The organism is Paenibacillus phytorum (assembly GCF_013141715.1).
In the GTDB taxonomy this organism is placed as follows: domain Bacteria; phylum Bacillota; class Bacilli; order Paenibacillales; family NBRC-103111; genus Paenibacillus_E; species Paenibacillus_E phytorum.
The window spans coordinates 86,155-110,811 of the sequence record NZ_WHOA01000009.1; the positions used below are offsets into that span (position 1 = coordinate 86,155).

14 protein-coding genes and 2 pseudogenes are annotated in these 24,657 nt (G+C 45.3%); all 16 read right to left on the reverse strand.

The genetic code is table 11. The features are described from left to right. Positions 1–258: 258 nt before the first annotated feature. Positions 259–1,161 carry a polysaccharide deacetylase family protein gene (locus GC098_RS02290; RefSeq protein ID WP_171640575.1) on the reverse strand — a complete coding sequence of 301 codons (903 nt, stop codon included), beginning with the start codon at positions 1,159–1,161 and terminating at the stop codon, positions 259–261. A gap of 157 nt (positions 1,162–1,318) precedes the next feature. After that, positions 1,319–2,647, reverse strand: coding sequence for a DRTGG domain-containing protein (locus GC098_RS02295; RefSeq protein WP_171640577.1), 1,329 nt, complete (start codon positions 2,645–2,647; stop codon positions 1,319–1,321). Between the two features lie 104 nt (positions 2,648–2,751). Continuing rightward, the gene (gene aceB, locus GC098_RS02300; RefSeq protein ID WP_216625125.1) at positions 2,752–4,332 is read right to left on the reverse strand and encodes a malate synthase A; all 1,581 of its coding nucleotides are present in this window, start codon (positions 4,330–4,332) and stop codon (positions 2,752–2,754) included. Between the two features lie 39 nt (positions 4,333–4,371). Then, positions 4,372–5,609, reverse strand: a pseudogene (gene aceA / locus GC098_RS02305) (isocitrate lyase). Between the two features lie 33 nt (positions 5,610–5,642). Further along, positions 5,643–5,810 (reverse strand): hypothetical protein, encoded by a 168-nt coding sequence (locus tag GC098_RS02310; protein WP_156411099.1) that lies wholly within the window; start codon positions 5,808–5,810, stop codon positions 5,643–5,645. A 187-nt stretch (positions 5,811–5,997) separates the two neighbouring features. Further along, positions 5,998–6,195: a hypothetical protein gene (locus GC098_RS02315; RefSeq protein WP_171640581.1), complete on the reverse strand. Its 198-nt coding sequence runs from the start codon at positions 6,193–6,195 to the stop codon at positions 5,998–6,000. Positions 6,196–6,520: 325 nt separating this feature from the next. Then, positions 6,521–7,165, reverse strand: coding sequence for an HAD family hydrolase (locus tag GC098_RS02320; protein ID WP_171640583.1), 645 nt, complete (start codon positions 7,163–7,165; stop codon positions 6,521–6,523). 354 nt (positions 7,166–7,519) lie between these two features. After that, positions 7,520–9,166, reverse strand: a complete 1,647-nt coding sequence (locus GC098_RS02325; RefSeq protein WP_171640585.1) for a helix-turn-helix domain-containing protein — start codon at positions 9,164–9,166, stop codon at positions 7,520–7,522. A gap of 386 nt (positions 9,167–9,552) precedes the next feature. Further along, entirely contained in the window at positions 9,553–15,426 is a 5,874-nt protein-coding gene (locus GC098_RS02330) for an endo-alpha-N-acetylgalactosaminidase family protein (RefSeq protein WP_171640587.1), read from the reverse strand. Between the two features lie 129 nt (positions 15,427–15,555). Further along, positions 15,556–20,148: a DUF4073 domain-containing protein gene (locus tag GC098_RS02335; protein WP_171640589.1), complete on the reverse strand. Its 4,593-nt coding sequence runs from the start codon at positions 20,146–20,148 to the stop codon at positions 15,556–15,558. 441 nt (positions 20,149–20,589) lie between these two features. Then, a pseudogene (locus GC098_RS02340) lies at positions 20,590–20,949 on the reverse strand (LutC/YkgG family protein); the annotation flags it as partial. Next, positions 20,886–21,191, reverse strand: a complete 306-nt coding sequence (locus GC098_RS02345; protein ID WP_171640592.1) for an amidohydrolase family protein — start codon at positions 21,189–21,191, stop codon at positions 20,886–20,888. The gene GC098_RS02345 and the pseudogene GC098_RS02340, both read right to left, overlap by 64 nt. Positions 21,192–21,215: 24 nt before the next feature. Beyond that, on the reverse strand, positions 21,216–22,313 hold the full coding sequence (locus tag GC098_RS02350; RefSeq protein WP_171640594.1) for a mandelate racemase/muconate lactonizing enzyme family protein: 1,098 nt from the start codon (positions 22,311–22,313) through the stop codon (positions 21,216–21,218). A 40-nt stretch (positions 22,314–22,353) separates the two neighbouring features. Then, complete coding sequence (locus tag GC098_RS02355; RefSeq protein ID WP_171640596.1) at positions 22,354–23,115, reverse strand: SDR family NAD(P)-dependent oxidoreductase; 762 nt, start codon at positions 23,113–23,115, stop codon at positions 22,354–22,356. An 83-nt stretch (positions 23,116–23,198) separates the two neighbouring features. Beyond that, complete coding sequence (locus tag GC098_RS02360; protein ID WP_171640598.1) at positions 23,199–23,864, reverse strand: GntR family transcriptional regulator; 666 nt, start codon at positions 23,862–23,864, stop codon at positions 23,199–23,201. Positions 23,865–24,497: 633 nt separating this feature from the next. Continuing rightward, positions 24,498–24,657: HupE/UreJ family protein (locus GC098_RS41990; protein ID WP_512699007.1), on the reverse strand; the 160-nt coding region annotated here is incomplete at its 5' end.

The window sequence follows — 24,657 nt, forward strand, 5'->3', positions numbered from 1 at the left end:
ATATGCTCTAAACACGAAAATGAGGAACGTAGAGACGCTATTCCGTTGTTTTTAGCTTCGAATTGCACAAAATTCAACAAATAGCGTTATCTCGTTCCGCAAGTTGGTTATTTTCCTCAAAAATGCCAAAATAGCGTCCCCTCGTTCCCCCCAATTCAATTTTCTGCTCATATCACCAACTTTAGTTGATTGTCGTTCCGTTAAGAACAACCCTGCCCCAAAAGGACCTCCCCTTATTGGCGGAAGTCCTCTCTCCTATCATTTTTTACGATCATAACTTTGCAGCTTTTTGAGAAAGTTATCCGCGGAAATATAGGGCATGCCAACATTCAACCTAGTTATTTCTCTACTATCCCCCGAATTAATCCCTTCTTTTGTCGTGATAAAATAACGGAAACCTACTTCTTTCGCGTCATCCATAACGGTCTGATTATACTCCCCAAAAGGGAAACATAGCATGGAGAGCTTATTGTCTAGCTGCGTTTTTAACATGGCTTCGGCCATCCAAAGATCCTCGTGGACTCTTTTTCTCCATTCCTCCTCCGTCTCCAACCGCTTTTCCTGTTCCAGAAAAAGACGATTCGTCAGAGCAGGTACGGCACTTCCCCCGTCACCCCTCTTTTTCTGGTGAAGGTTATATGAATGAGAATAGAAACTGAATCCATCGTGTTTCATCTCCTGTGTTTGCTTCCAAGTCAAAAAGGGCAGAGATGGATAATCAGAATCCAGATAACTTACAACAACAAAGTTAGTTGCCGGAAACCCTTGCTTTTTCAGTAAAGGGTACGCCATCTCATAAAAAGATCGATAGCCATCATCGAATGTAATCACGACAGCGTTCGGGGGAATTGACTTTCGATGCTCTAGAAAACAGCTATAATCTTCGATCGGGATCACATTATAATGATTTTCTTTTAATATCTGAAGGTGCTGATTAAATTTAGCCGGGGAAATCGTCACAAATGACTCGTTTTCATCCAGATGGTGGTAGGTAAGAAAAATGGCTTGATTGGTATAATGAATAACCTTCGTATCAACTTCCGATCTAATGATTGCGCTTTCATAAATACTGGAGCAAACCTGATTAAGATTGTCATCCTGATTCCCCAGATTCCCCCAAGGTGCTAAAGCTAGCATTAAGTAGAAGATCCATGCATTCATTATCCTTGACTCCTCCCCCTTTTTAATTAGAAAAATAAAGACAACCAGCCCGCACTTTGTCATTAGATAAATAATACATATCATTTTCTGTGCAAACTTATGCTTCCATAAACAAAAATAGCCACCTCAACAGGTGGCTATTCTTACTTTACATTTATTATAAGATACGTGCCGTAAACATCGATCTAGCAACTCTAGTGCCGTTCGTCCTGATTTCCATATCAATCTTGCAAAATCTGCGGCTCATCTCCACGATCGAGGGTACGATTTCGATGACGTCATCGATTTGCAGCGGGATTAGAAAATAGCTGGAAGAACTGTCCAGAATGAGATCACCTTTCTTGTGCTCTTGAACCGTGCGGTAAGCCGCACGAATCATAATCGTTGTCAGTACACCCTCGGAGACTAATCCTTCAAAATTCGTCATTTGCGGTGTAACCGTTCCTTGGAAATACAGCTTGCCTTCCTCATCTCGAAGCTCGTCGATCCCCGAATAGATCTGCACCTCGAACGTTTCTGCGTTCTGAGGCTGTCTTTGCATATGCTGCATCGCTTTCATAACATCCTTACGGCTTATGACACCGATCATCTTGCGATCGGTATCTATGACGGGCAGCAGCTCAATACCTTCCCACACCATCGTATGTCCAGCTGATGCTACCGACGTTTTCAAGTTAATCATCAACGGATTAGGAGTCATCAAGGTGCCAATGAGCTGATTCGGCTTCGCGCCCATGATATCCTTGGTCGTGATCATGCCAATCGGCACTTGATTATCATCGATGACTGGATACCGTGTATGCGTCGTTTCCTCAACCAGCTTTTGCATGTCTTTGACCGTGTTAGCAGCGAACAGCGAATAAATAGGGCTGTCTTTGCGCACGATGTCATCGACGATCATAATCTTCTTCTTAATGAGGCGATCTTCCATGGCACGGTTAATCATCGTAGCAACCGTGAATGTATCGAATGAGCTGCCGATAATAGGCAGCTGCAGTTCATCAGCAAGCTCTTTTACTTCTGGCGTGGTATCAAATCCACCGGTAATCAATACGCCAGCGCCCTGACTTAGTGCACACATGTGTGCTTGTACACGATTGCCCACAATAAGCAAATTGCCTGCTTCAATATACTTCAGCATGGCCTCTAGCTGCATCGCGCCAATCACGAATTTGTTCAGGGACTTATGTATACCCGAAGATCCCCCCAGCACAACGCCTTCCACCACATTCACGATTTCCGCGAACGTTAATTTATCAATGACAGGTTCTTCTTTCTTCTCCATGCGAATCGTGCCGATCCGCCGTTTGGTGCTCACCAGACCGATATTTTCCGCTTCCTTGATGGCACGATAAGCCGTTCCCTCACTCACATCCAGGTCTTGAGCGATTTGCCGAACGGACAGTTTGGTGCCTACAGCCAAAGATTCAATATATTTCGTAATTTGTTCATGCTTCGTATGAAGCTCCGAATGGCCCGTGCTCATGGTTCACACCTCGCTGAACTGTTCTATAACATTGAAATAATTATAGTATATCCAAATAGAAAAAGACAGAAGCCTCCTAAAGGCCCTGTCTCAAATTACTTCAATTACAAATATCGATACCCTTGTTCGGTTAAAAAAGCTTCAAAATCAGGTGAAACCGTCATCTGGGTAAAAAGAACATTTGCTTGGTCAAACTTCATCTGCTGGAATGTCTCATCCCCAAGCTTTTCTTTGATCTTTGCCATCTCTTCAACTTGAATCTGTTGAAATAGTTCTGCCGTTACTTTGCGCCCGTCATCCAAAATTCCGAGTGGGTGATGGATCCACTGCCAAAGCTGCGCACGTGATATTTCCGCAGTGGCCACGTCTTCCATCAAGTTGTTGATCGGTACAGCACCGAAACCACGCAGCCAAGCTTCCAAATACTGAATGCCGACGCTGACGTTCGTCCGTATCCCGTTCTCAGTTATCGGCCCCAGTGGCACTTCTAACAATTGTTCAGCGGTAATTTTGGTATCAGAAAGCTGCTTGTCAATTTGATTAGCTGACGGCATATACGCATCGAATATTGCTTTTGCCACAGGGACTAATCCGGGATGAGCCACCCATGTGCCATCGTGACCATTTCTTACCTCGCGCAGCTTATCTGCTTTTACTTTCGCCATCGCTTCTTCATTCGCCTCCGGATCATTCCTCACCGGAATTTGTGCAGCCATGCCTCCGATGCAAGGCGCATTCCGCTTATGACAAGTTTGGATGGCGAGCAGCGAATAAGCTTTCATGAACGGCGATTCCATCGTAACGAGCGCTCGATCGGGAACGATGACATGCGGCTGCTTCTGCAGCTTTTTAATATAACTGAAGATATAATCCCAACGCCCGCAATTCAGGCCTACGCTGTGCTCGCGAAGTTCATACAATATTTCGTCCATTTCAAAGGCAGCGACGATCGTCTCGATAAGCACCGTGGCTTTAATCGTACCTTGCGGAATGCCAAGCTCCTGCTGAGCAAATAGGAACACTTCATTCCAAAGACGCGCCTCGATATGGCTCTCAAGTTTAGGCAAGTAAAAATAAGGTCCGCTTCCTTGCTGAATCTGTGTCTTTGCATTGTGGAAAAAGAATAGGCCAAAATCAAATAACGAACCTGAAACAGGGTGCCCATCAACCTGCATATGTTTCTCTTCCAAGTGCCAACCGCGAGGACGAACTTTGAGTACTGCCGTCTGAGTTTGAAGATTGTAACTTTTCCCTTCCTGACTGGTGAAAGCGATCGTTCGACGAACAGCATCGTACAAATTCACTTGACCTTCGATCGTATTGTTCCACGTTGGCGAGTTAGCGTCCTCGAAGTCTGCCATGTAGACGTAAGCGCCAGAATTGAACGCGTTAATGACCATCTTACGGTCGCCAGCTGGACCTGTTATCTCAACGCGTCTGTCTTGCAAATCCGCAGGGATCGGCGCAATGGTCCAATCGCTGCTGCGTATCCTTGCAGTTACTGGTAAAAAGCCCGGCAGCTCACCTGCATCAATACGACTCTGCCTCAGGTTGCGCTCCTGCAAAAGCTCTAGGCGTTTTGCTCCAAATGTACGCTCAAGATGTGCTACGAATGCTAATGCTTCCGGCGTGAGAATCTTCTGCCCCTCCGAAGAAGTCGGTTCGATTTCAATTCCCCTTAGCATGGTTTGATCGATCAATATCCTCATCTCCTTGCATTGCTATTAAGAAGCAAATTGTTCCTCTTCTGTGGAGCCGGAAAGCGCAGTAGTGGAAGTAGTACCACCCGTAATAACTTGTGAAACTTCATCGAAATAGCCCGTTCCTACTTCACGCTGATGGCGTGTCGCTTCATAACCGCGAGTTTCGCTAGCGAATTCCGTTTGTTGGAACTGAGAGTAAGCAGCCATGCCACGATCTCTATAATCGTGAGCGAGTTCAAACATGCTGTGATTCAAAGCATGGAAGCCTGCCAATGTCACGAACTGGAACTTATAACCGAGCTTACCTAGCTCTTGTTGAAATTTCGCAATCGTAGGTTCATCTAATTTCTTCTTCCAGTTAAATGAGGGAGAGCAGTTATATGCAAGCAGTTTGCCAGGAAATTTCTCATGAATCGCTTCGGCAAAACGTCTTGCTTCCTCCAAGTTTGGCTCCGAGGTTTCACACCAGACCATATCCGCATAAGGTGCATAAGCCAGACCGCGTGAGATCGCTTGATCCAAGCCTGCATGTACATAAAAGAATCCTTCGGGTGAGCGTTCGCCAGTAAGGAACGGTCGATCATTCTCGTCAATGTCGCTCGTCAGAAGACTTGCTGCATTCGCATCAGTTCGAGCGATTAGCACCGTCTCCACGCCCATCACATCGGCTGCCAGCCTTGCTGCGATAAGATTTTTTACGGCTTGCTGCGTTGGCAGCAGCACTTTGCCGCCCAAATGGCCGCATTTCTTTTCGGAGGAGAGCTGATCCTCGAAATGGACAGCAGCGGCTCCTGCCTCAATCATGCCCTTCATCAGCTCGAACACATTAAGCGGTCCTCCGAAACCAGCTTCCGCGTCTGCCACAATGGGGAGAAAGAAGTCAATGCTTCCCTTGCCTTCCGCATGCTGGATCTGATCGGCACGCTGTTAGCTGGGTAAAGACTTTGATCGGGATACATATGACCGGATAAGTTCGCATCGGCGGCAACTTGCCAACCGCTCAAATAAATCGCTTTAAGTCCTGCTTTCGCTTGCTGCACAGCTTGATTTCCCGTTAGAGCGCCTAGTGCAGGTACAAAGTCTTCTTCGTTAACTCGTTTCCAGAATTTGCGAGCTCCTTGCTCAGCCAGTGTCTGTTCAATAATTACGGAGCCACGAAGGCGAAGCACATCCTCAACCGAATAAGGCCGAGACACCCCTTCGAATCGTTTGGAATTCCAGCTTGCTTGCAGTTGTTCACTTTGACTTTGTTTACTCATGATCCTATGCACTCCTTTATTGGGTTTTGTTTTTTAAAAGGATACGTCTAGAAATCCGCTGCCGCCGCAAATCGGACAAGTGTTGGGCCAGAGTACACGATCCTGACCAAAATGGATGGACGACCCCTCTTTGTGAAAGTGCTCATCTGTGCTTCTCATTTCCTCTAAATCTCCATTACCTTGGCATGTTGGACAATCCATTGTTGTTTCCTCCTCCAATGTATTAATACAGTTTTATTTTTGTTATATAATATATAACATACTGCAGAATAATGTTCAATACAGTTTTATAAAATTAATTATTTATATTAATTTACTATAACAATAAAAAGCCTACCGAAACCTCGGTAGGCTTTCATTTCATTATATAAGTTGCGCAGTCCGCCAATTATCCCACTTCCACATCATTATCAAAGGCATAGTACAGTGTCAAAGACAATGGAGACAATGGGTACAGAGCAGTTTCACCGCATTCATCGTGTTCCTTATGAACTTCTTGTTTTGCAACAGACCGCTGAAAATCATAAGCGCGAAGGTTCGTGAATTTCCTTCTTTCAAACTCCATCGATGATGCCAAACTACTCATAACCATCTCTCCCTTCAACATATGAACCATTGTACCAATACAGATCGTGTTTATATATTATATTGTATAACTAAACAAAACATTTATGCAATAACAATTTTAAAATATTTTAAATGTTATATAACAAAAAGAAACAGAGTGGATGAATCCACTCTGTTTTCCTGACATTACTTACAATAGCAGAAAATATAACCCCAAGATAAACACTTCATGATCACTAACAAAAATCAAATTAGAGGCGTAAATCCAGTAGAAATGAATAGAGGGACATTGAACCAAGACAATTCCATCCAGGTGCGCAACCCCCTCCGAATTTCCATACTATTTACAGTAAATTTTCAACCTTAATCTCACTAATTTCATGGATAATGAAATCCGCTTTTGACAAATCCTGATGGCCCGAGTTCTCATTGACATAGCCAAAACAAGTCATGCCCGCAGCTTTGGCGGCAGTAACACCATGTTTAGCATCCTCAACAACAACACAATTTTTAGGATCAACACCTAGCAAGGAGGCTGCTTCCAAGTATACATCAGGAGCCGGTTTGCCTTGATTGACTTCCTCGCCACTCACCACGCAATCAAAATAACTAGCAAGATCGAACTTTTTCAACACTTCCTCAATAAAAACCCTAGGTGACGAAGATGCGATTCCAATTGGAAGTTGATTGTTTTTTAGAGAAGTAAGCAGCTCTCTAATTCCCTCAATAGGTTCGATTTGAATCCCTTGTAAAAGCGTTATTTTAGAGGAAAGTTGATGTTCGATGATCTCGGCAACCGTCTGCTGGAGCTGATGTTCTTCTTTAATAACCTTCCACATCTCAGGGTTCGTCATCCCCACGAATTTCTCCAACTCTTCCTTCGTGATCGCCTTACCGAAATGTTTCATCGTTTGTACGTCTACATCAAAATGGATCGGTTCGCTATCAATGATAACGCCGTCCATGTCGAAAATGAATGCTTTTAGCATCTGTTGTGTCTCCTTTGTTATTAGATTCCCTCAATTTACATATTAATTGAATCTTTCGTTATAATCGAATGTCATTGCTCAGTTGAGGTTGCAGGATGAATGAATCCCTATTCTCGGTTGAATGATGTTGTAAAAAATGCAACAATTGCTGCTTGAATCTCACCTCAAACACTTCATTGTTGCATCATGTACAACAAAATGGTCCTATTCAGACCATTTTGTAACAAATGAGTTCAAAATGTTGTACAAGCTGCAACTTCAAGTTGCAAAATAGCCTTTTGGCGTGTTAATTGTTGTAGAAAAGGCAATATTGGTATCCACTATAGCCCATCTGCCCTCACGAGAGCTGAATGACTACTCTCTCCCCAAGCTCTCCCGATATGCCTTAGGGCTAAAACCCGTCATTTTCTTGAAAATGCGGCTGAAATGCTCGGGGTTGAGGTATCCGATTTTCTCCGAGATATCAGAAATTTTGATCCCTAGTTCGAGCAGCTGCTTCGCCTCTTCGATACGCAGCTTTGTCAAATAGTGGATGAAATTGCAGCCAACTTCTTTGACGAACTGCTTGCTCAAGTAGCTTTCGCTCACGCCCACCATTTCACTGATGAGCGACTGATTAATTTCCTCACGATAATGCAAATCGAGGAATTTCTTTGCATTAGCAATTGAAGGACTAAAACGCGCTGCGTTCACAAGGCTTTTCCCGTGAATAGCTGAATGAGCACGCTGTAATAGCTGTCTGACATACTGCTGTGTTTCCTCCAGTGTCTCCATCTGTTTGATTTCATCAAATGGATTGTGAGAAGTAGGCTGTATCTCCTCCAAGCGTATGCCTTTAGCATAAAGAACAGCGCCGAGCTCCCATAACATATCGACGAAGAAAGCTCGCACTCTGTCAGGCAACTCCTGCCTCGCATCATACATTCGCTTCTCCAATTGCTCATACTCACGAACCCACTGTCTTTCGTCAGGTTGCTTCAGCGCTTGAAGCAGTGTAAGCCTTCCAGCCTTCAATTCATCCCACAACTCGTGGCCCCCTGTGTCTTTCACACCGGATTCATGGGATGCCGATTCCCGATAAAACAGCTTCCCCAAACCGGCAAAATAACTTTTCGCTGCCAACTGCTTGGCCTGCTGGTATAAGCGAGGCCACTGCCTACAGCCATTTGCCAAATCGCTTATGCCTACCGAAATAGAGGCGTTCACATATTGCAGCAGACGAGTCTGAATCATCGTCAGTGCGCTATGAATGTGGGCACGAATCGCCGATTCGCTTCGATCGTGCGGGAACGCGCACAATAAGACGTATTCGCCTGCTTCCCGTCGAACAATTTCATGCAAAATGGACATTTCATGAAGTACCGTTTGGATCGTTTGTTGGATGAAACTATGCAGCTTAGTCGTGTCGATACCTTGTGCTATTTGAATGATAATCGCCATCTCGTTCGTTTCATTTAACACACCATCCGCTGATAACAGCCATTCTTCGAACGACTCTACGTCTTCCTTTGGATCGAAGTCTAGAAGCTTCTGTAATAACGCATCCTTATCCGATTGTTGGACTAGCTGCTTGTCTGCATGTTCAATCGCCTCTGTCTTCGATACGCCACCTAATCGGACTAACTCCTCTACGGCTTTAGCGATAACCGGAACAATATGCTCCTCATCCATATCCACCTTGACGATGTAGTCAAGAGCGCCGAGAAGGAAAGCTTCCCTTACATAGCTGTAATCGCTATAGGCGCTAAGGATAATTGGAATCGGACGCTTCGTTAATGCTGGATCATTCAATGCCTTTAATAACTCGATGCCGTTCATTCGCGGCATTTGGATATCGACTAGCAGCAAGTCGATGTCGCAACGGGCCTTAAGCAGCGCGAGACCTTCGACACCGTCACCCGCTTCGCACACAATTTCAATATGGAGAGCTTGCCAATCGATCAAATGATGCAAGGCCAAACGAACTAACGGTTCATCATCAACGATCATCATCTTGTACATGATAGTTACCCCTCATATAGAAATTCGTCTGAAGTCTATCGTAATAAAAAGTATATATTACAGAACATTACTGAGCAATTGTCGTTTGTGTTTTAGACCTAACATAGCATAGTACATTTGGAAGCGCATTCACATGATTTATTTTGAATAAAAGATGATATTTTTGGTTGAGTTTAAAAAATGGGGAAAAGAAATTAAGCCAGGAAAAACTTACTCCTGGCTTAGTATCAAAACATTTCAATCAATTAAGGAAGTTGTTGCAGCTGGAACTTCTCGTTATGGTAATTGATTACGATAGGTCTTCCGATTATCCGTAAAAACGGAGGATAGTAAAACTACCATCCTCCTGAAGTATTCGTATTGCAAATGGGTTGCTTTTCTTTTTCTTAATGATTTCCTGACTGATCATGAGGTACTGTGACGGTTACAGAAGTAACCGTTTTGTTGCCCGCTTTGTCGGTTGCCGTGTAGGTTATGGTATAGACGCGTCCTTTTTCTGCACGTAAACTAAATGAAGTGGCCGCAGTACCGATATTAGCCCCAATGTCACCTTGTCCGCTATCCGGTTGATCGACCGTAATGGAGGTTAACACCACTGATGTAACGCCTGATGCAGCATCGTTCGAATTCAGCGTGGCATTAATCGTCACCATTTTATGATTCGCCGGCCATATCGACGTTTTATCTAATTGAACGGTTAATATCGGAGCCGTTTTGTCAATCTTGAACTCGATGGTTTTGATCGGTTCTACATTGCCTGCTAGATCCGTGCTCCGATAACCGATCGTATAGTTCCCTTCACCAAAGGCAGGAATAGAACCGGTATAGGTGATCCAACCTCCGTTATTCACTTGGTACTCTGTTTTCGCCACGCCATATACATTGTCACTTACAGAGAAGCTTACCGTTACATCTGACGTATACCATCCGTTGCTGCCATTAGGCGCAGCCGGGCTTAAAGATGCGACACTTACGGGCGCAATCTTATCGATATTGCTTACAACAATGCTAGTTACATTGGATACGTTACCCACCGCATCCGTTCCTCTTGCATACACGGTTTCATTTACCGAAAGGACGACAGGTCCAGTGTACGCTGCCCATGTGCCGCTTGCGCCCACTTTGTATTCTTTCACCTTAGCGTCAGTTGGATAGCTGATCGTTACTGTGACACTTGTGTTGGTCGGTGCTGTAATATCTGCAGTTAACGTTGCATCTGCTAGTGGTGGAATTACGTTCGTTACCTGAATGCTCGCTGCCGAGGAGGCCGCCTTCGTTTCTATCCCTTTATCATCGGACAGCGTTGCACTAGATACAGAAATCATTCCTGTCGTCGGTTGCAGGACCTCCTTCGCTTTGAAAGTCAGCTCCAGAACCTGCGCGTTGCCTGTAACCGCGTGCCCAGCCCCTTCACTCGCTACGATAAATCGAAGCTTGCCGGCCGTTTTCGAAACAGTCTCAACGAGAATGACGCCAGTGATCAATGACTTAGCCGATATGAACTCCATGATGGTCGGATCGTAGTCAACTTCGATATCTTGTGCATATACGCTTTGGGTTACATTACTTAACCCTAGTTGTACCTTGAATTCCTTACCCGACTGGACACTGCTAACCGTGGATAACGTAGTTGCCGCGTTTTGCAAAACGTCCCCTTGCTGAACTGTAATTTTGCTTACTGCATTAAAGCTGCCGTTGACCGTGGTCACGGTAACGTCCGCTGTTCCGGCCTTCAACCCGGTAACGATTGTCTTGCCGTCCTTGACTTCCACTTTGACAACGGTTCCATCGCTGCTCGACCAGCTTACATCCTTGTTCGTTGCATTAATCGGAAGCACAGTTGCAACCAACTCTGTGGTTTGCCCCTCTTTCAGGGTAGCCTGCGTCTTATCTAATTGAACGCCAGTCACCGCTACCTCAGTCACGCTAGGTACACGAAATACATTGATCTCCGCAGCTGAAGCAAAACTGCCCACAGCCTCAATCGCTTCCAATCTCACATAAGATGCCGTTGTCTTCGCAAATACAATGCTTTTCTCACTGTCGTCACGAATCCAGGTGCCGCTGGCAGTCTGTGTGAAATTGTCCCCGTCGGTGCTTACGTACACGTTATATTTGGTGATCGTACCATTCCCCGCACCCGATCTCGGCGTGTATTTGATTTGATTCACCTCATAGCTGCCGCCAAGATTCAGCGTAATCGACTCCGGTAAATGCGCAGGAGACCATTTCGTATGCCAAATCGTGGAAGAATCTCCATCGAGCGCGTTCACTGGGTCATCGCCCGGCTGGAAGCTCGACGCAGTTGCCGTCATGCTTGACTGCGGAATAAGCACATTAGGTTCAAATACTGTAACCTTGCTGGTTGCGGATAAATGGCTGCCGTCTTTCGTCGTCGCTGTAATGGTGGCCGTACCAGAATTAATTGCGGTTACTCTTCCTGTCTGGTCAACGGAAACGACCTCAGGTTTGTCGGAACTCCACTCCAGCGTCTTATTGAATGCATTGGCTGGTTCCACACGTGCATTGATTTGCGCAGTATTTCCTTTATTTACAGTTACTTCTTGTTCATTCATACTTATTTTGGTTACAAGGACTCCTTCGACAGGCACGATAGGTCCTTTGTCATCGATTCGAATGTTGTCTACGACCAGAGTACCCGTTAATTCGGCCTGATTGTTATCAAAGTTTTTGATAATCGCTAGGTAAGCGTCTTTTGCTCCATCTGTTGGGAACGTTAAATCTAATGTGCCTCTTCCTGCATTTAATTTCTGGGAAGCAAGATCACGCACCGTGCCATTCTCATTGACGCGCACAGCGACCGTGTACATATCTTGCATATCCGCATTATAATCCATCGTCAAATGGAACAGATTATCTTTCTTCAGTTGGAGCGTCTGCGGCAGTGTCCGCAACCATTCACCCGTCCCTTCCTCATTTGTTTTGAGTGAATATTTATCATCCAACACATACGATTTCACTTGATTGCCGTTCGTCTCCACCAGATGCGTCCGGACTGGTCCAAGCTTCGAATAGACAAATGGTCCCCATCCTTCATCGACGTTCTCAAAGTCCTCGAAAAATACGGAGTCTCCCTTCTCTGTCTTGGTCGGATTTTCCCAAACCCTCACATCGTCAAACGATACGGTTGCATTACCTTCTGCCACATTAAGGGCTAGTGTCGCCTTATCGCTTGCCGCATCGAACGATACTTTCAACCTTTGGAAGTTCGTATTGATATACTTGTGCTGCTGCGCCAAAAACTTATGATTCGTTTCTTCCAAACTGTTAACTACCTCTTGATCGCCCTGCTTCACGCCTATTGTCGCTTTGCGTGTTCCGTCTACCTTAACCCAAACGGATGCAGTATACGTTTTACCAGGCGTAAGTCCAGTAATGACTTGCTCAATCTTAGCGTCATTCGGACCTTTCACCTGCATCATATCTTCAGCGTTGCTGTTTTTTGCAAATACGATATGATCTGTATTCGGTGCTGTCGACGACTTTTTCCATACGTTGAACTTCTGGCTGTCAAAGCCTGCGTCCTTGACCGGACTGCCGTCTCCCCAGACCGTCTCAGCTTCCACTGGAGCCTGATCCTTGTAAAGCGCATATCCGATGCCTTTCTCCGCCGTCAATGTCACTTGACCGCCCGTCACCGGTACACTACCTACAAGCTCGCGTCCCAAATCCGTCAGCTTGTATAGTTGCGCAGTCTGCACACTGCTCCATGATACCGGTACCGTCCAAGTCGTTGAGCCGCCCTTCGGGTTCCAGTGATAAATTTTATCTTCCTTAACCGGATCCCATGGAATGAATACCGTGCTGTCGCTAATCTCGCTGCTATCTGTCATGATCGCCATATCATGGCCGTCTTTGGACAAATGAATGTTCCCGTCTTGACCACGCGCCACAGAAACATTACTTTCAAAATCGATGCGATCATTCGTCATTTTCATAATTGGGAAGTATTGCATGTATTTCGTTGGTAAATTGTGATCAAAGAACGCTTCCGTCGTTTTGTTATAGCTGTAAAATAAAGGATTGTTTTGCCAGTATCCAACGCCAACCTGCTTATTGCCTTTCAATAGAGGATTACTCATGAATCCATCCATCACATTGTTGCGAATAAAACGAATAATCGAGCTATTATTACCTTGGTTTGGATAGCCTGGATCCGTACCCCAATGAACCCATGCAGCCTGCTCATGAAGCGGTCCAGCAAACTCGGTCCCCAGCATCCAGCCGTTGCCGTTCACATATTCTGCGAGCTTCTTCGCATTCCAATCGACGCCAGCATATACGTCTACATAAACAAAGTCGAGGTTATTTCCCGTGTCGCTTTTCAGCATATCAAGACGTCGCTTCAATTCTCCTGACTCAACATCTTTCGTCTTATCCACATAATACGCCTGATCGAGCCAACCCCATCCTTTGCTTAGGGGATTCACCATGTTTTCCATTTTCGTTTGGAAAGCGTCAAGCATGTATTCTGTCGCGTTGATATGAACGCCGCCCTTGATGTTGTACTTCTTGCCTTCGCTAAGTATAAAGTTAAAGTCTTCTTTGCCCCCTTGGCGAATACCGATATGGCCTCCATAATCCGGATGGGAATCATCATGTCCTTCGGCTTGATAGCCTTTGTGCAGAACAATCTGTCCGAAGCCGTCGGTCAAATGTGAAATTTTCTTCGCGTTATCAAACGTTCGCAAGAATGGAGATGAGGTTGTGGAACCGATGTTCATCGCTATGTACGAAATGTTATCGCGAATCATTTCGCTGCGGTAAGGAGCCTCAGCATGGTTGCGATACGCGATTGCGCCATCCTGCCAGTCGACCGCGCTGTCATTGTTCGCATCCGGCGTAATAATGATCTTAGCCCATGGCAATGGCTCCGCTGCTATTTCCGGCTTCGTACTTCCGTGATAGGTCCATGCGCCGTTCGACATCGCTGCTTTCCTCGTGCCTGTCGTATCGTTAGCCACTTTCACACGAACCTTATCGTTCCCATTCACGACGTTATTGACAATAGTCGCAGCGAGCATATCTGAGTTGAGGAACGCATACGTACGACTTCCGCTGACATCCGTCGCTCCGCTTTTGAGATCGTTATATTCCTCGTTAATGATGTTCCAACCGCCTGTCACAGATACGGCAGTCTCTTGTGCCTTAGGCTGTGTGGCTAGGACGGACACAAGGTCGTGATTCGGAAACTCGATCGTTTTTACTTTCTCTGCGCCTTTTTCCACGATGTTCGTCACATTGAAGTTCAGCACGTTGTTTTTCAGCTCGAGTTCCATTTCCAGATCTACATTGATTTCTGGAATTTGCAGCGTATAGGCGGCTGTTTCTCCTTTACTTGCTGTTGCTGCCTTCTTGACGTAGGCCGTTGCAGTCGGATAATAGGATTTTCCGTTGATTTTTAATTCATTGATCCCATCTAATTGACCATTCATCTCTGCGCCGGTGCTTTTCCACACATACTTTTTCACGCGTGGGAATTCCTTATCAATTTCAACGGTCATTTGGTCTGATGCGATCGTATCGATGAGCGTAATCGGCTTAGGAACAGGATTATTTACCTTCACCTCTGTCAATTTCACATCGTCGATGAAGAAGGTTTTGTTATCAAACCAGCTGCGAATTCCGATTTGTCCAGCATTTGTCAGCAAACTTGGTAAGGTGGTGTTAAAAACACTGACACCATCGATCCACAGCTGCACGCTGTCATTCTCATAACGAAGCTTAAACGTATACTGTTTATTGGCTTCAAATGTTGAGCCGCTTGAATTGATATTGCCGTATGACTCCACCCCATTTTTCAGAACATCCCAGCCCCAACTGCTCGTATCGTATTGAATGACACTATAGTTGTTTTTATCCGCATAACGGAGCACTAATCCGAATCGGGTAGGCACTTGGTTGAACTTCAGCTTGACTTCATATTCGCCATTCGCATATTTAGGCGATTCCAGATCAGCGAGAATGACAGCACCTTGTGTTACCGCTTTTACAGTGCCATTATCCGGAGTAAAAGCAGTTGTTCCTTTGGCAGCGGTCCATCCGCTAATATTGCCATCGTTGTAGTCCTTAGAATAAACGCCATTTTCTAAAGTTTGGGTTGTTATCGAATTTGTTGAAAAAACGCTTGCTTGATCTTGTGTTTGATCTATTGCGAATATGGTTGCTGCTGGGATGCAAGTTTGCAATCCCATGAACACGGTTAACATCATACCGGTCTGTTTGAGGTGTTTTTTCAAATGACATCTTCCTCCTGATTTTTATTGAGTTTACTCCAGAATTTTCTTGGCCAGCATCGCGAAATCATTGATTTCGATGGAGCTCATCCCATATTCATTAATGACCGTGGGATTGACCAATACGTTGTGTTATTTCAGAATCTTTGTCACTACTGCTGCTAGGTCACTAATGTCTACTTTGTTGTCATGGTTAAGATCCGCTTTGTTGTACTGATTCCAATCTGGGGATGCAGAAGTTTTTCCATAAGCCGAAGCCACAATTGCTAAGTCGCCAATAGATATTCTGCTGTCTCCGTTCAAGTCGCCAGGAATAGTTGGAGCGATCAAGGCTACCGTAACATCAACAGACGCCTGCTTACCGCTAAATTCAGCAATAATTGTTGTATGGCCCGAACTAAGCGCTTGGATTGTACCCGTGGCGTCAATTGCAGCAACTTCCTGACTGCTGCTGCGGTACGTTACGCCATCGGTAACTGGCGTGAAATCGTTCTCGCCGTATTTCGCATTTACAATCGCGTGAACCGTATCGCCAACCTTCAACTCGCTCGGTATATGCGTCAACTCGATCGTTTGAAGCGGATTCTGTGTAAACGTCAGCGTCTTCGCGAGTCCCGCCGAGTTAACTTCATTTGCAGCAACACGTACCAGTACGGTTTTGTCGCCTTTGAATACAGGTATTTTGGCCGCATTGTACTTTGTATAGTTCGCCCCGCCGTCTATCGAATATTCCATGCTTTCGTCGACACCAGCAATCACATTGTTCGTATCGTCTGCAGTTACATTCGGTGCGGCTATAGCCGGTGTATACTCAAATGCATCGATAGCTCCAATTCTATCCACTGCCGATGGGCTTTTCGTACCTTTGACAACGATTTTGATCGTATGTTCTCCGGCTGGCAAACCTATCTTGCTGTAGACGGCAACCTGTTTGGCTGTACTGGGCGCATAACAATCAATATCCGCTTGATCCAACACTTCATCCAAATACACATCAATCTTACCCATGTTCGTCTGCTTCATGCTTATTAATTTGATCGCTGTTCCCTTAAACGTAAATTGTGCGGAGCTGCCTGCTGTATTGCTGTATTTCTCAGAACCGCCGTAATCTTGAGATGTGCTATAAGTCGACCATGTGCCGGTATACACGATGGATGGATCCTTTTCGTCGACTTTTATGGTCTGTACGGTCCCAGTCTCATTCGTCACGACCACTTGGGCCTTCGTTTGGAAGCTTCCGTCTGCTGTCGTCGCCGTAATCTCGGCGCTACCCGTTTTGAGACCTGTTACCATCGCTTTGCCGCCGACAACTTCAACTTTGGCTACCAACGGATCGCTGCTTGCCCAGCTGACGTTTTTGTTCGTCGCATTCGCGGGTTGAACCGTAGCCGTAAGCTGTGTCGTCTCTCCCACTTTGAGCGCAACATCCATCTTATCCAGCTGTACGCCGGTTACAGCCCCATCTGCAATAGGTGATGTAACCTTGGCGTTAGCCCAATCCGCATGATCGGAACCGTTGCCGTTTCCACCATTCGTTACGACTAGCTTAAGGACATTCACGCCTGTCATATCAAGACTTACTGCCTTTGTTGCACTGTTTCCAGTCATGACGCCGCTATCGTATATTTTATTGCCATCCGCCCAAACTTGGAAAATGACGCTTCCACGGCTGCTCTCTACTTCGTCATCAACACCGATATCCGATGTAAACAAATTGCCTTTCCCGTTTAAATAATAGGAGATCTCGGATGCTGCATGGATGCCAAGTCCTTTTGGATAGACAACCCCATTCAGCGTAATTGGATTACCGTCGCCTGCCGATGACTCTCCGTTACTCATGTTGCGTTCCACGGGTCCCCATCCATTCGTTGCACTCATCCAGGTAGCGTCGCCTAAATAAACTTCGCCTGAAGGCACGATTGGCGGAGAGGTTACATTCACTTTAGCGTCAACACTGCCAGTCAAATCTCCGTAAGCATAAGTTACTTTGCCTGAGAGCTCATACATGCTAGTTGCCATCGTTGCAGACGGTGTAACGCCCCATTTCGTATCAACGGATTGGCCTGGTGCTACTTGCTGAATAACATTTGGAGTATCAGCTTCGACTGCCCATCCGCTCGGAGCCTGTAAAGAGATATTCGCGTTTGAAATGGCGTTCGGTCCATCATTTTTAAAAGTTGTCGTTACTTCAAATCTTTTCCCCGGAGAAATGTACTCAGGAGCCGTAACAGCCAGTTGTGTCGCAGGCATCGACGACGTGATTGCGTACTTTTGTCCCGCTTCGGTATTGAACGTTATCGTATCTCCGTTAACCGTATAGTTCACCGGCGTATTGTCCGCTGCCTTAAGCACTGTAAATTGTCCGGCATGGGTGAATGTCTTATCCTTAACTTTGGCGACATTTCCTTCCAAGGAAGTGATCGTCGCATTCCTCAATATTGTCCCATTCCAGCTCATATCCACTTCAAAATCGCCTCTTGCCTTCAAGCCCTTGACATCTCCCTTGGCCCATGCCGAAGGAAGAGCCGGTAACAAGTCAATACTTCCAGTATGACTTTGCAAAAGCATCTCTGCGATTCCGGATGTCGCCCCAAAGTTACCATCAATCTGGAATGGCGGGCCAACATTGAATAAATTCGGGTACATGCTGTCGTCAAGCTGTCCTTGGAGAATCTTCTCAGCATGATCACCGTCAAGCATACGAGCCCACATATTCAGTTTGTTCGCTCTGCTCCAACCTTCCGCTTCATCTCCACGCTGAGTAAGGGTCACTTTTGCCGCATGAAATAGATCAGGAGTTGTTACCTTATTGATCAGATTGCCCGGGTATAAACCTACCAGATGTGAGATATGGCGATGAGCATCGTTCGGATCGTCGATATCCTCTTTCCATTCCTGTACTTGACCGTATTGCCCAATTTTCGGCATAGACAGCTTGCTTCGTTTATCCATAAGCTCATTGCGGAAAGCTTCATCCATACCAAGAACGTTGCTCGCATCAATGCAATTCGTGAACAATTGCCAAACCAGCTCTTGATCATAAGAATCCCCTATGCTTAATGAACCATGTTCCGGTGAAACACCCGGCGTAGATACCAGTGTTCCGTCCGTATCCGTAACGAGCGTTTTTGTCCAAAATTCAGCCGCTTCCTTCATAATCGGATAAAGCTTATTTCGTAAGTATTCCGTATCACCCGTAAATAAATATTTCTCCCAAAGCTGCTGGGAAAGGAACGCACCAGCGGCCGGCTGCCATCCCCAGTTGCTAATATCCCAACCTGGTGCCGTATAGCCAAAAACGCTAGTGAACGTATGAATTGTCCATCCGGAACCAGTTACACCGTGATGCTTCTGAGCTGTGACCCGGCCTGGAGCACGCAAAGATTCGATAAAATCAACATAAGGAATCGCCGTTTCACTCAAATTGGTAACTTCAGAAGGCCAATAATTCATTTCAAGATTGATATTCGTATGGTAATCGGCTCCCCATGGCGGGGTCTTGGAATTATTCCAAACGCCTTGTAAGTTGGCAGGCAGCGATCCCGGACGCGAAGAAGCAATGAGCAAGTAGCGGCCATATTGGAAAAATAGTGATTCAAGCGCACTGGTACGAGTCGTTCTGTAGTTGGCCAGAAGTTGGTCAGTCGGTACCGTGGCCTGCTGGTCATTCAGATTAAGCGATACTCGCTTAAACAGTGACTGATAATCAGCCAAATGGTTCGCCCGCAGAACATCATACGTTTTGGCGGAAGCTGCTGCTAAGTTATCAGTCACGGTTAGGTGTGGATCCGTTCCGACATAATCCGGATAATGATTGGTATAATCCGTAGCTGCAGACATGAGGATAGTTACAGAGCTAGCGCCTGCTACCGTCAGCTTTCCATTGCCGGCCGTAACCGTTCCGTCATCACTCTTAACTTGGAACTGCGATTCATAGGCCATATTATTATCATCAAGCTTACCGCTGAGAGTCAGCGTATTGCCGTTAGCCACGATGGAAGGAGCCGTCTGCGGGCTTGTGAGCCTTACATCAAAGTTCAACTGATTCGGCTGACTGCTGGAAAGACGCATCGCCATCACTTTATCCGGATAACTCATAAAATATTCGCGTGTATAATCGACCCCATCCTGCTTGTAAGTAACACGCGCGATCCCATCCTCCAGATCAAGTTCGCGCCGATAGTCGGTAACCGTCACAGAAGAGGGAAGCGCAAAATCGAAATACATATCGCCGAAATTTTGAAAATAGCCAAATTGCGGATAATCGTTTAATGTCCCTGTCAAATATTGCTCGGCAATCGAAGTGGCTCCGCCTACATCGCCGCTGGCTAGCTTCTGGCGAACATCCTCTAAATGATCGGCCGCACCATCTCTGTTGCCGTCCCTTCCGCCTCCAACCCTAGAACGCGGACCGCCTGTCCAAAGCGTCTTCTCGTTGAACTGGATATGCTCTTGATCTACACCTCCATACACCATTCCGCCCATAAATCCGTTTCCAATCGGCAGCGCTTGTGTCTGCCAATCCGTTGCTGGTTGACGATACCATAGGGCCAGATTATGAGCCGGGGGCTGTGCAGATCCTGTGTATGTGATCGCGGTTGCCGCATGCGCCATTCCGAGTGGCAATAGGGTTGGAATGCCGATGAAACCTGAGGAAATGCAAGCTGCTACCATTACGCTTAATAAAGTTTTCTTCTTGTGAGGCATCATCAATAATTTGCGCACAACGATCACCCTTTCATCCTTTGTTTCAAATCGCACACAAGAAATACAAATCGTGCAAGAAAAATCGACATAAAGTTACAAATTGTATCGTTGCGGACATAACAAAACAAGTGAATCATTCTATTTATACACGCATTCAAGTGAATAGCTACATTTTCCCCTTTCTTTTTAAAATGCTTTATATATCAACAATACCCCATATGAAAACGCATTCAAATGATCTATTTTGGGTTCTTATTGATCTTTTTTAAACTAACATCACCTAAATAGAGTAATGCTCAGAAAAAGTTGTCCCAAAGTCATTTGATCTGCAAAGCAACTTTTCCTTGCTTTGGTCGTAAAAAAGAGGCTACGCAAAAATTTAGTGCAGCCCCTTGCTTATTAAGCTTTTTGACATACCATTTGTGCAATACGCTGTGTTCTTCTCGATATTGGGCTCGATCACCCTACAATAAGTGCATAAACGATACCCGGTCCGTGAACGCCGATCGTCAAGTCGTTCTCGATGTCAGCAGAGCGGCTCGGACCGGAGATAAAATGAATACCGGCTGGCAGTTCTTCACGGTTCATTCTATCTAAAGGAGTCAGTATTTCTCCCAGCCGTGTCTGGATCCGTTCGGTAGGGATGATCGCCATCAGTACGGTCGGTAAGAGGCTCACGGAACGGCCTTTCCTTTCGGAAGACAGTACAACGATGGAGCCTGTATGCACGACTGCGCCATCTACGTAGACGACGCCTATATCAGCTTCTGCAGCTCGTGCCTCCCAATCTTCTTCGTTACTTGTGTTCCACACTTGAAGGGCACCCACCCAACAACCGCGCCTACCCATTCTCTTTCGCCGGCTACCTTCAACATATATTCGGTATCCTCATAGGAATTCATGGCTTGAACGATGACTGTTTTGTTAATACTAGCCTCTCGAATCAATGGCGTAAGTTCATCCGCTTCAATCGTACGGCATATCGATCCGTAAGCCGGATCCACCCAAGGGTAAGCTACCTTTTCCAAATTCCAAAAATGCTGATGGGCGTCAATTATCATGGGTGCAAGCTCCTTTGTACGAACTTATCTCACTCGATACTCATTAAAATATTTAGGCAATATAGTTGTCGAAGCCCCAGGCATTTGAGGAAGTACATAATGCCCATTTACTACAGTCGCAGGCTCTTCAAAAATGTGACGGATCCAAGGAATATATTCCAGCATTATGGCATTTTGTGTAGACGCTACAAGATGCTGATGAATTTGACCCATATCACCAACATGCGGACAAATCGGAATATCGTAAGAAGCAGCTAAGCCAGCCACCTGCAGCCATTCTGTAATACCACCTACACGGGTTACGTCAACTTGACAATATTCGATTGCACCTTGATGTATATAGTCTCTGAATGCATATTTGTTATAAACATGCTCACCTAAAGCAATAGGAACGTTTAACTCGTCAGCAAGCCTTTTGTGACCCATAATATCATCAGGATTGAGCGGCTCCTCCAACCAGAACAGATCGAATTCTTCTAGCTTTTTACCCCAAGTCATAGCGGTGTTGATATTCCACTGCTGATTGACGTCGATCATGAAGATCACATCGTCACCGATCGCTTTCCTTACCGCCTTGCAGCGATCATAATCTTCACGCGGATCCGGCTTGCCGACTTTGATTTTGACACCTGTAAAACCTGATTCTACAATCTCTGTTACATCCTTCAGCAAACGGTCCTTCGACCAGTTCAACCAGCCGCCATTCGTATTATAGGCTTTAATCGGTGTTGATTTGGCTCCGCCAAGATACTGCCATAGCGGCTTATTGGATGCTTTCGCCATGATATCCCATATCGCTATATCCACAGCTGCAAGCGCCATGTGCGTTACGCCCGATCGGCCGATCCAGTGCATTTTGCCAAAACGCATATCATTCCATAGTTCTCTTACCATAAACGGATCTTTCCCAACCAAAAGTGGCGCATAGTATTTATCAATTGTATCAACGATCATATCATCGCCATGGGCACAAGTACCCGTGTATCCGTATCCGACAAAGCCTTCGTCTGTAAAGATGCGAACCCCGGCTAATCCCCAGTGTGTAGCAACGTTAATAGCATCTGTAATCGGTGGTGTAATCGGTACATGCAATACAAAACTTTCTACTTTAGTAATCTTCATTTTTGTACATCTCCTTAGTTTTTATGAATGTATTGTATATTTAGTAACCAAGCGACGCTCCGCCATCAACGGGAAGAGCTACACCGGTTATAAAACCAGATTGAGGGTTGGCCAAGAAGAGCGCGGCTTGGGCAACTTCTTCCGAAGTAGCCGGCCGACCCAGCGCATGCATATCATTCAAGGACTGAATAGTTGCTACTGGATCATCCTGTTCTTGAATCCATTGTTGCAAGAGTGGCGTAGAGACACCGGCTGGGCAGATACAATTTACACGAATCCCATCCGTCGCGTAGTCCAATGCTAGAGATTTCGTCATTGCGATAACTCCGCCTTTGGTTGCTGCATAAACGGGATTCATCTTTTGCCCAACTAAACCGTTTAAAGAAGCCATATTAACGATTGCTCCGCGCGTTTCCCTTAATTCGGGGAGCGAATGCTTGATCATAAGGAAAACACTCTTCAAATTAATGTTGATCAGGCGATCCCACTCGTCCAGTTCAATATCCTCTAGATACTTAGGCAAAATGACGGCTGCGTTATTCACGATTACATCCAGTTGACCAAATACACGTAAGGTCTCTTGGATAAGCGCTCGAACATCCTCTTCCTTCGAAACATCGGTCTTCACTACTGCAGCGTATAGTCCGGCTGACGTTAACTCAACTGCCAATCGGGCGGCTTCCTTCACATTCCAGTCCGCGATCACAACCTTCGCGCCTTGTGCTGCGAATAAACGTACAATCGCTTCGCCAATTCCTGATCCACCACCCGTCACGATGGCCGTTTTTCCAGTCAGAAGCATCTTGGTTGGCCTCCATTCCTTTTTATAAAGAGTTATTATTTTTATGATAAATCATTTATCGTGTATGATTATTGTCAAAAAAATTAAATAAAAAAGCTTCTAGTACGCACGTGCGAGTTACTCAAATGCTGCAGCAAAGCTTGTTCCGCTTCCTCAACATTCCTTGCAGCCAAACAACTTACAACCAGCATGTGTTCATTCCATTCCTCTTCAATCACTTGCTGATCCATTCCTTTTTGAATAACCGATAGATATCTCTGAATTCTCTGTATATACATCGCGATCAAGTTCTTCAAGGAATGGTTTGCACAGAAATCCAGTATTAAACCATGCAAGCTTTGGTTCATCTCAGCTATCAAATTGATTTTCTCTTCCATTTCCATCGGCTTTCTGTTAGACCATCTTTTCATGTCTGCTTTCAAATCAACCAACAATGAATCAGGTATATTGGGGGCTGCTTTTCTAATTGCCAAGCATTCTAATTCCATTCTGATTTCAAAGATTTCATCCAACTCTTGCAGAGACATCTCCGTTGCATACATGCCTTTGAATGGCACCATATTCACCAAGCCCTCAGCAGTCAATCTAGATAGTGCTTCACGAATAGGGATATTGCTGACCTCAAGTTCACGGGCTAATTGATCGATATTGATTTTATCCCCTGGAGCAATATGGTGATTGAGGATTTGTTCTTTCAATAAAGCATAAATTTCATCTGTCAGAACGTACCGGTTTAAACTTTTTTTCAAAAACTTCAGCTCCACCCCGCATTCGAATCGTACACGATTTATGATATCAGTTAAATGACTACTGCACAACATATTTTGTATTTATACATTGGAATTAATGTAACATTCAATGTACCACCGACAAGGCCGGTAATGGGGGAAAAGAGGCGTTTTGTTTTCATTTTCAGCTTCTTATCTACTATGGATTGGCGTATATTCAATGGACTGTTAGGTACAGGATACCCTGCACCTAACATAATAAACACACACTCCCTTTATTGTGTTCTTGGACCACAGTTCAACGGGTTCAAAAGTTTGCGGTTCACTCTTGAGCGAGCAGGTCTATCGGATCACCTTGACTATCCTTCAGTTGCACTTAGTTGCTGACGTATTGAATAGAACAACAGCATTTTTTCCGATATTTTGTAACTTTTACCAGTACGTTCCAGTATGAGTCAACAAACGTATAAGAACCAGTCAATAATTCCTTGCTGCTGTGCGGACGCCCTATCCCAAAGTCCAATTATCTCATTTGCCCCTGCACGAAGAAGCGGTCCGTATCGCCAACTTCGGAAACGTTAAACACACCGCAATAATAAAAAAAGAGCTAGCAAAAATACCGCTAACTCTCGTATTGATCAATGAATGGCCTAATTACAATCTTTCAATCAACCAATAAAATGCCAGAACAAAAATAAGGCAAGACGTTGAAATCATCATTTTACGATACCACGGGAACCTTCGCAGCCAAATCAAAAGGGGCAGTAGTAGGCATAAGACCATCAGTTGGCCCGCTTCTACACCTAAATTGAAC

Excerpts from the sequence above, each read along its gene's own strand:
- GC098_RS02355 (WP_171640596.1), bottom strand. The coding sequence starts at position 23,115 with ATGCTTCTGACTGGAAAAACGGCCATCGTGACGGGTGGTGGATCAGGA.
- GC098_RS02310 (WP_156411099.1), bottom strand. The coding sequence starts at position 5,810 with ATGGATTGTCCAACATGCCAAGGTAATGGAGATTTAGAGGAAATGAGA.
- GC098_RS02345 (WP_171640592.1), bottom strand. The coding sequence starts at position 21,191 with ATGATAATTGACGCCCATCAGCATTTTTGGAATTTGGAAAAGGTAGCT.
- GC098_RS02295 (WP_171640577.1), bottom strand. The coding sequence starts at position 2,647 with ATGAGCACGGGCCATTCGGAGCTTCATACGAAGCATGAACAAATTACG.
- GC098_RS02315 (WP_171640581.1), bottom strand. The coding sequence starts at position 6,195 with ATGAGTAGTTTGGCATCATCGATGGAGTTTGAAAGAAGGAAATTCACG.
- GC098_RS02325 (WP_171640585.1), bottom strand. The coding sequence starts at position 9,166 with ATGTACAAGATGATGATCGTTGATGATGAACCGTTAGTTCGTTTGGCC.
- GC098_RS02350 (WP_171640594.1), bottom strand. The coding sequence starts at position 22,313 with ATGAAGATTACTAAAGTAGAAAGTTTTGTATTGCATGTACCGATTACA.
- GC098_RS02290 (WP_171640575.1), bottom strand. The coding sequence starts at position 1,161 with ATGAATGCATGGATCTTCTACTTAATGCTAGCTTTAGCACCTTGGGGG.
- GC098_RS02320 (WP_171640583.1), bottom strand. The coding sequence starts at position 7,165 with ATGCTAAAAGCATTCATTTTCGACATGGACGGCGTTATCATTGATAGC.
- aceB (WP_216625125.1), bottom strand. The coding sequence starts at position 4,332 with ATGCTAAGGGGAATTGAAATCGAACCGACTTCTTCGGAGGGGCAGAAG.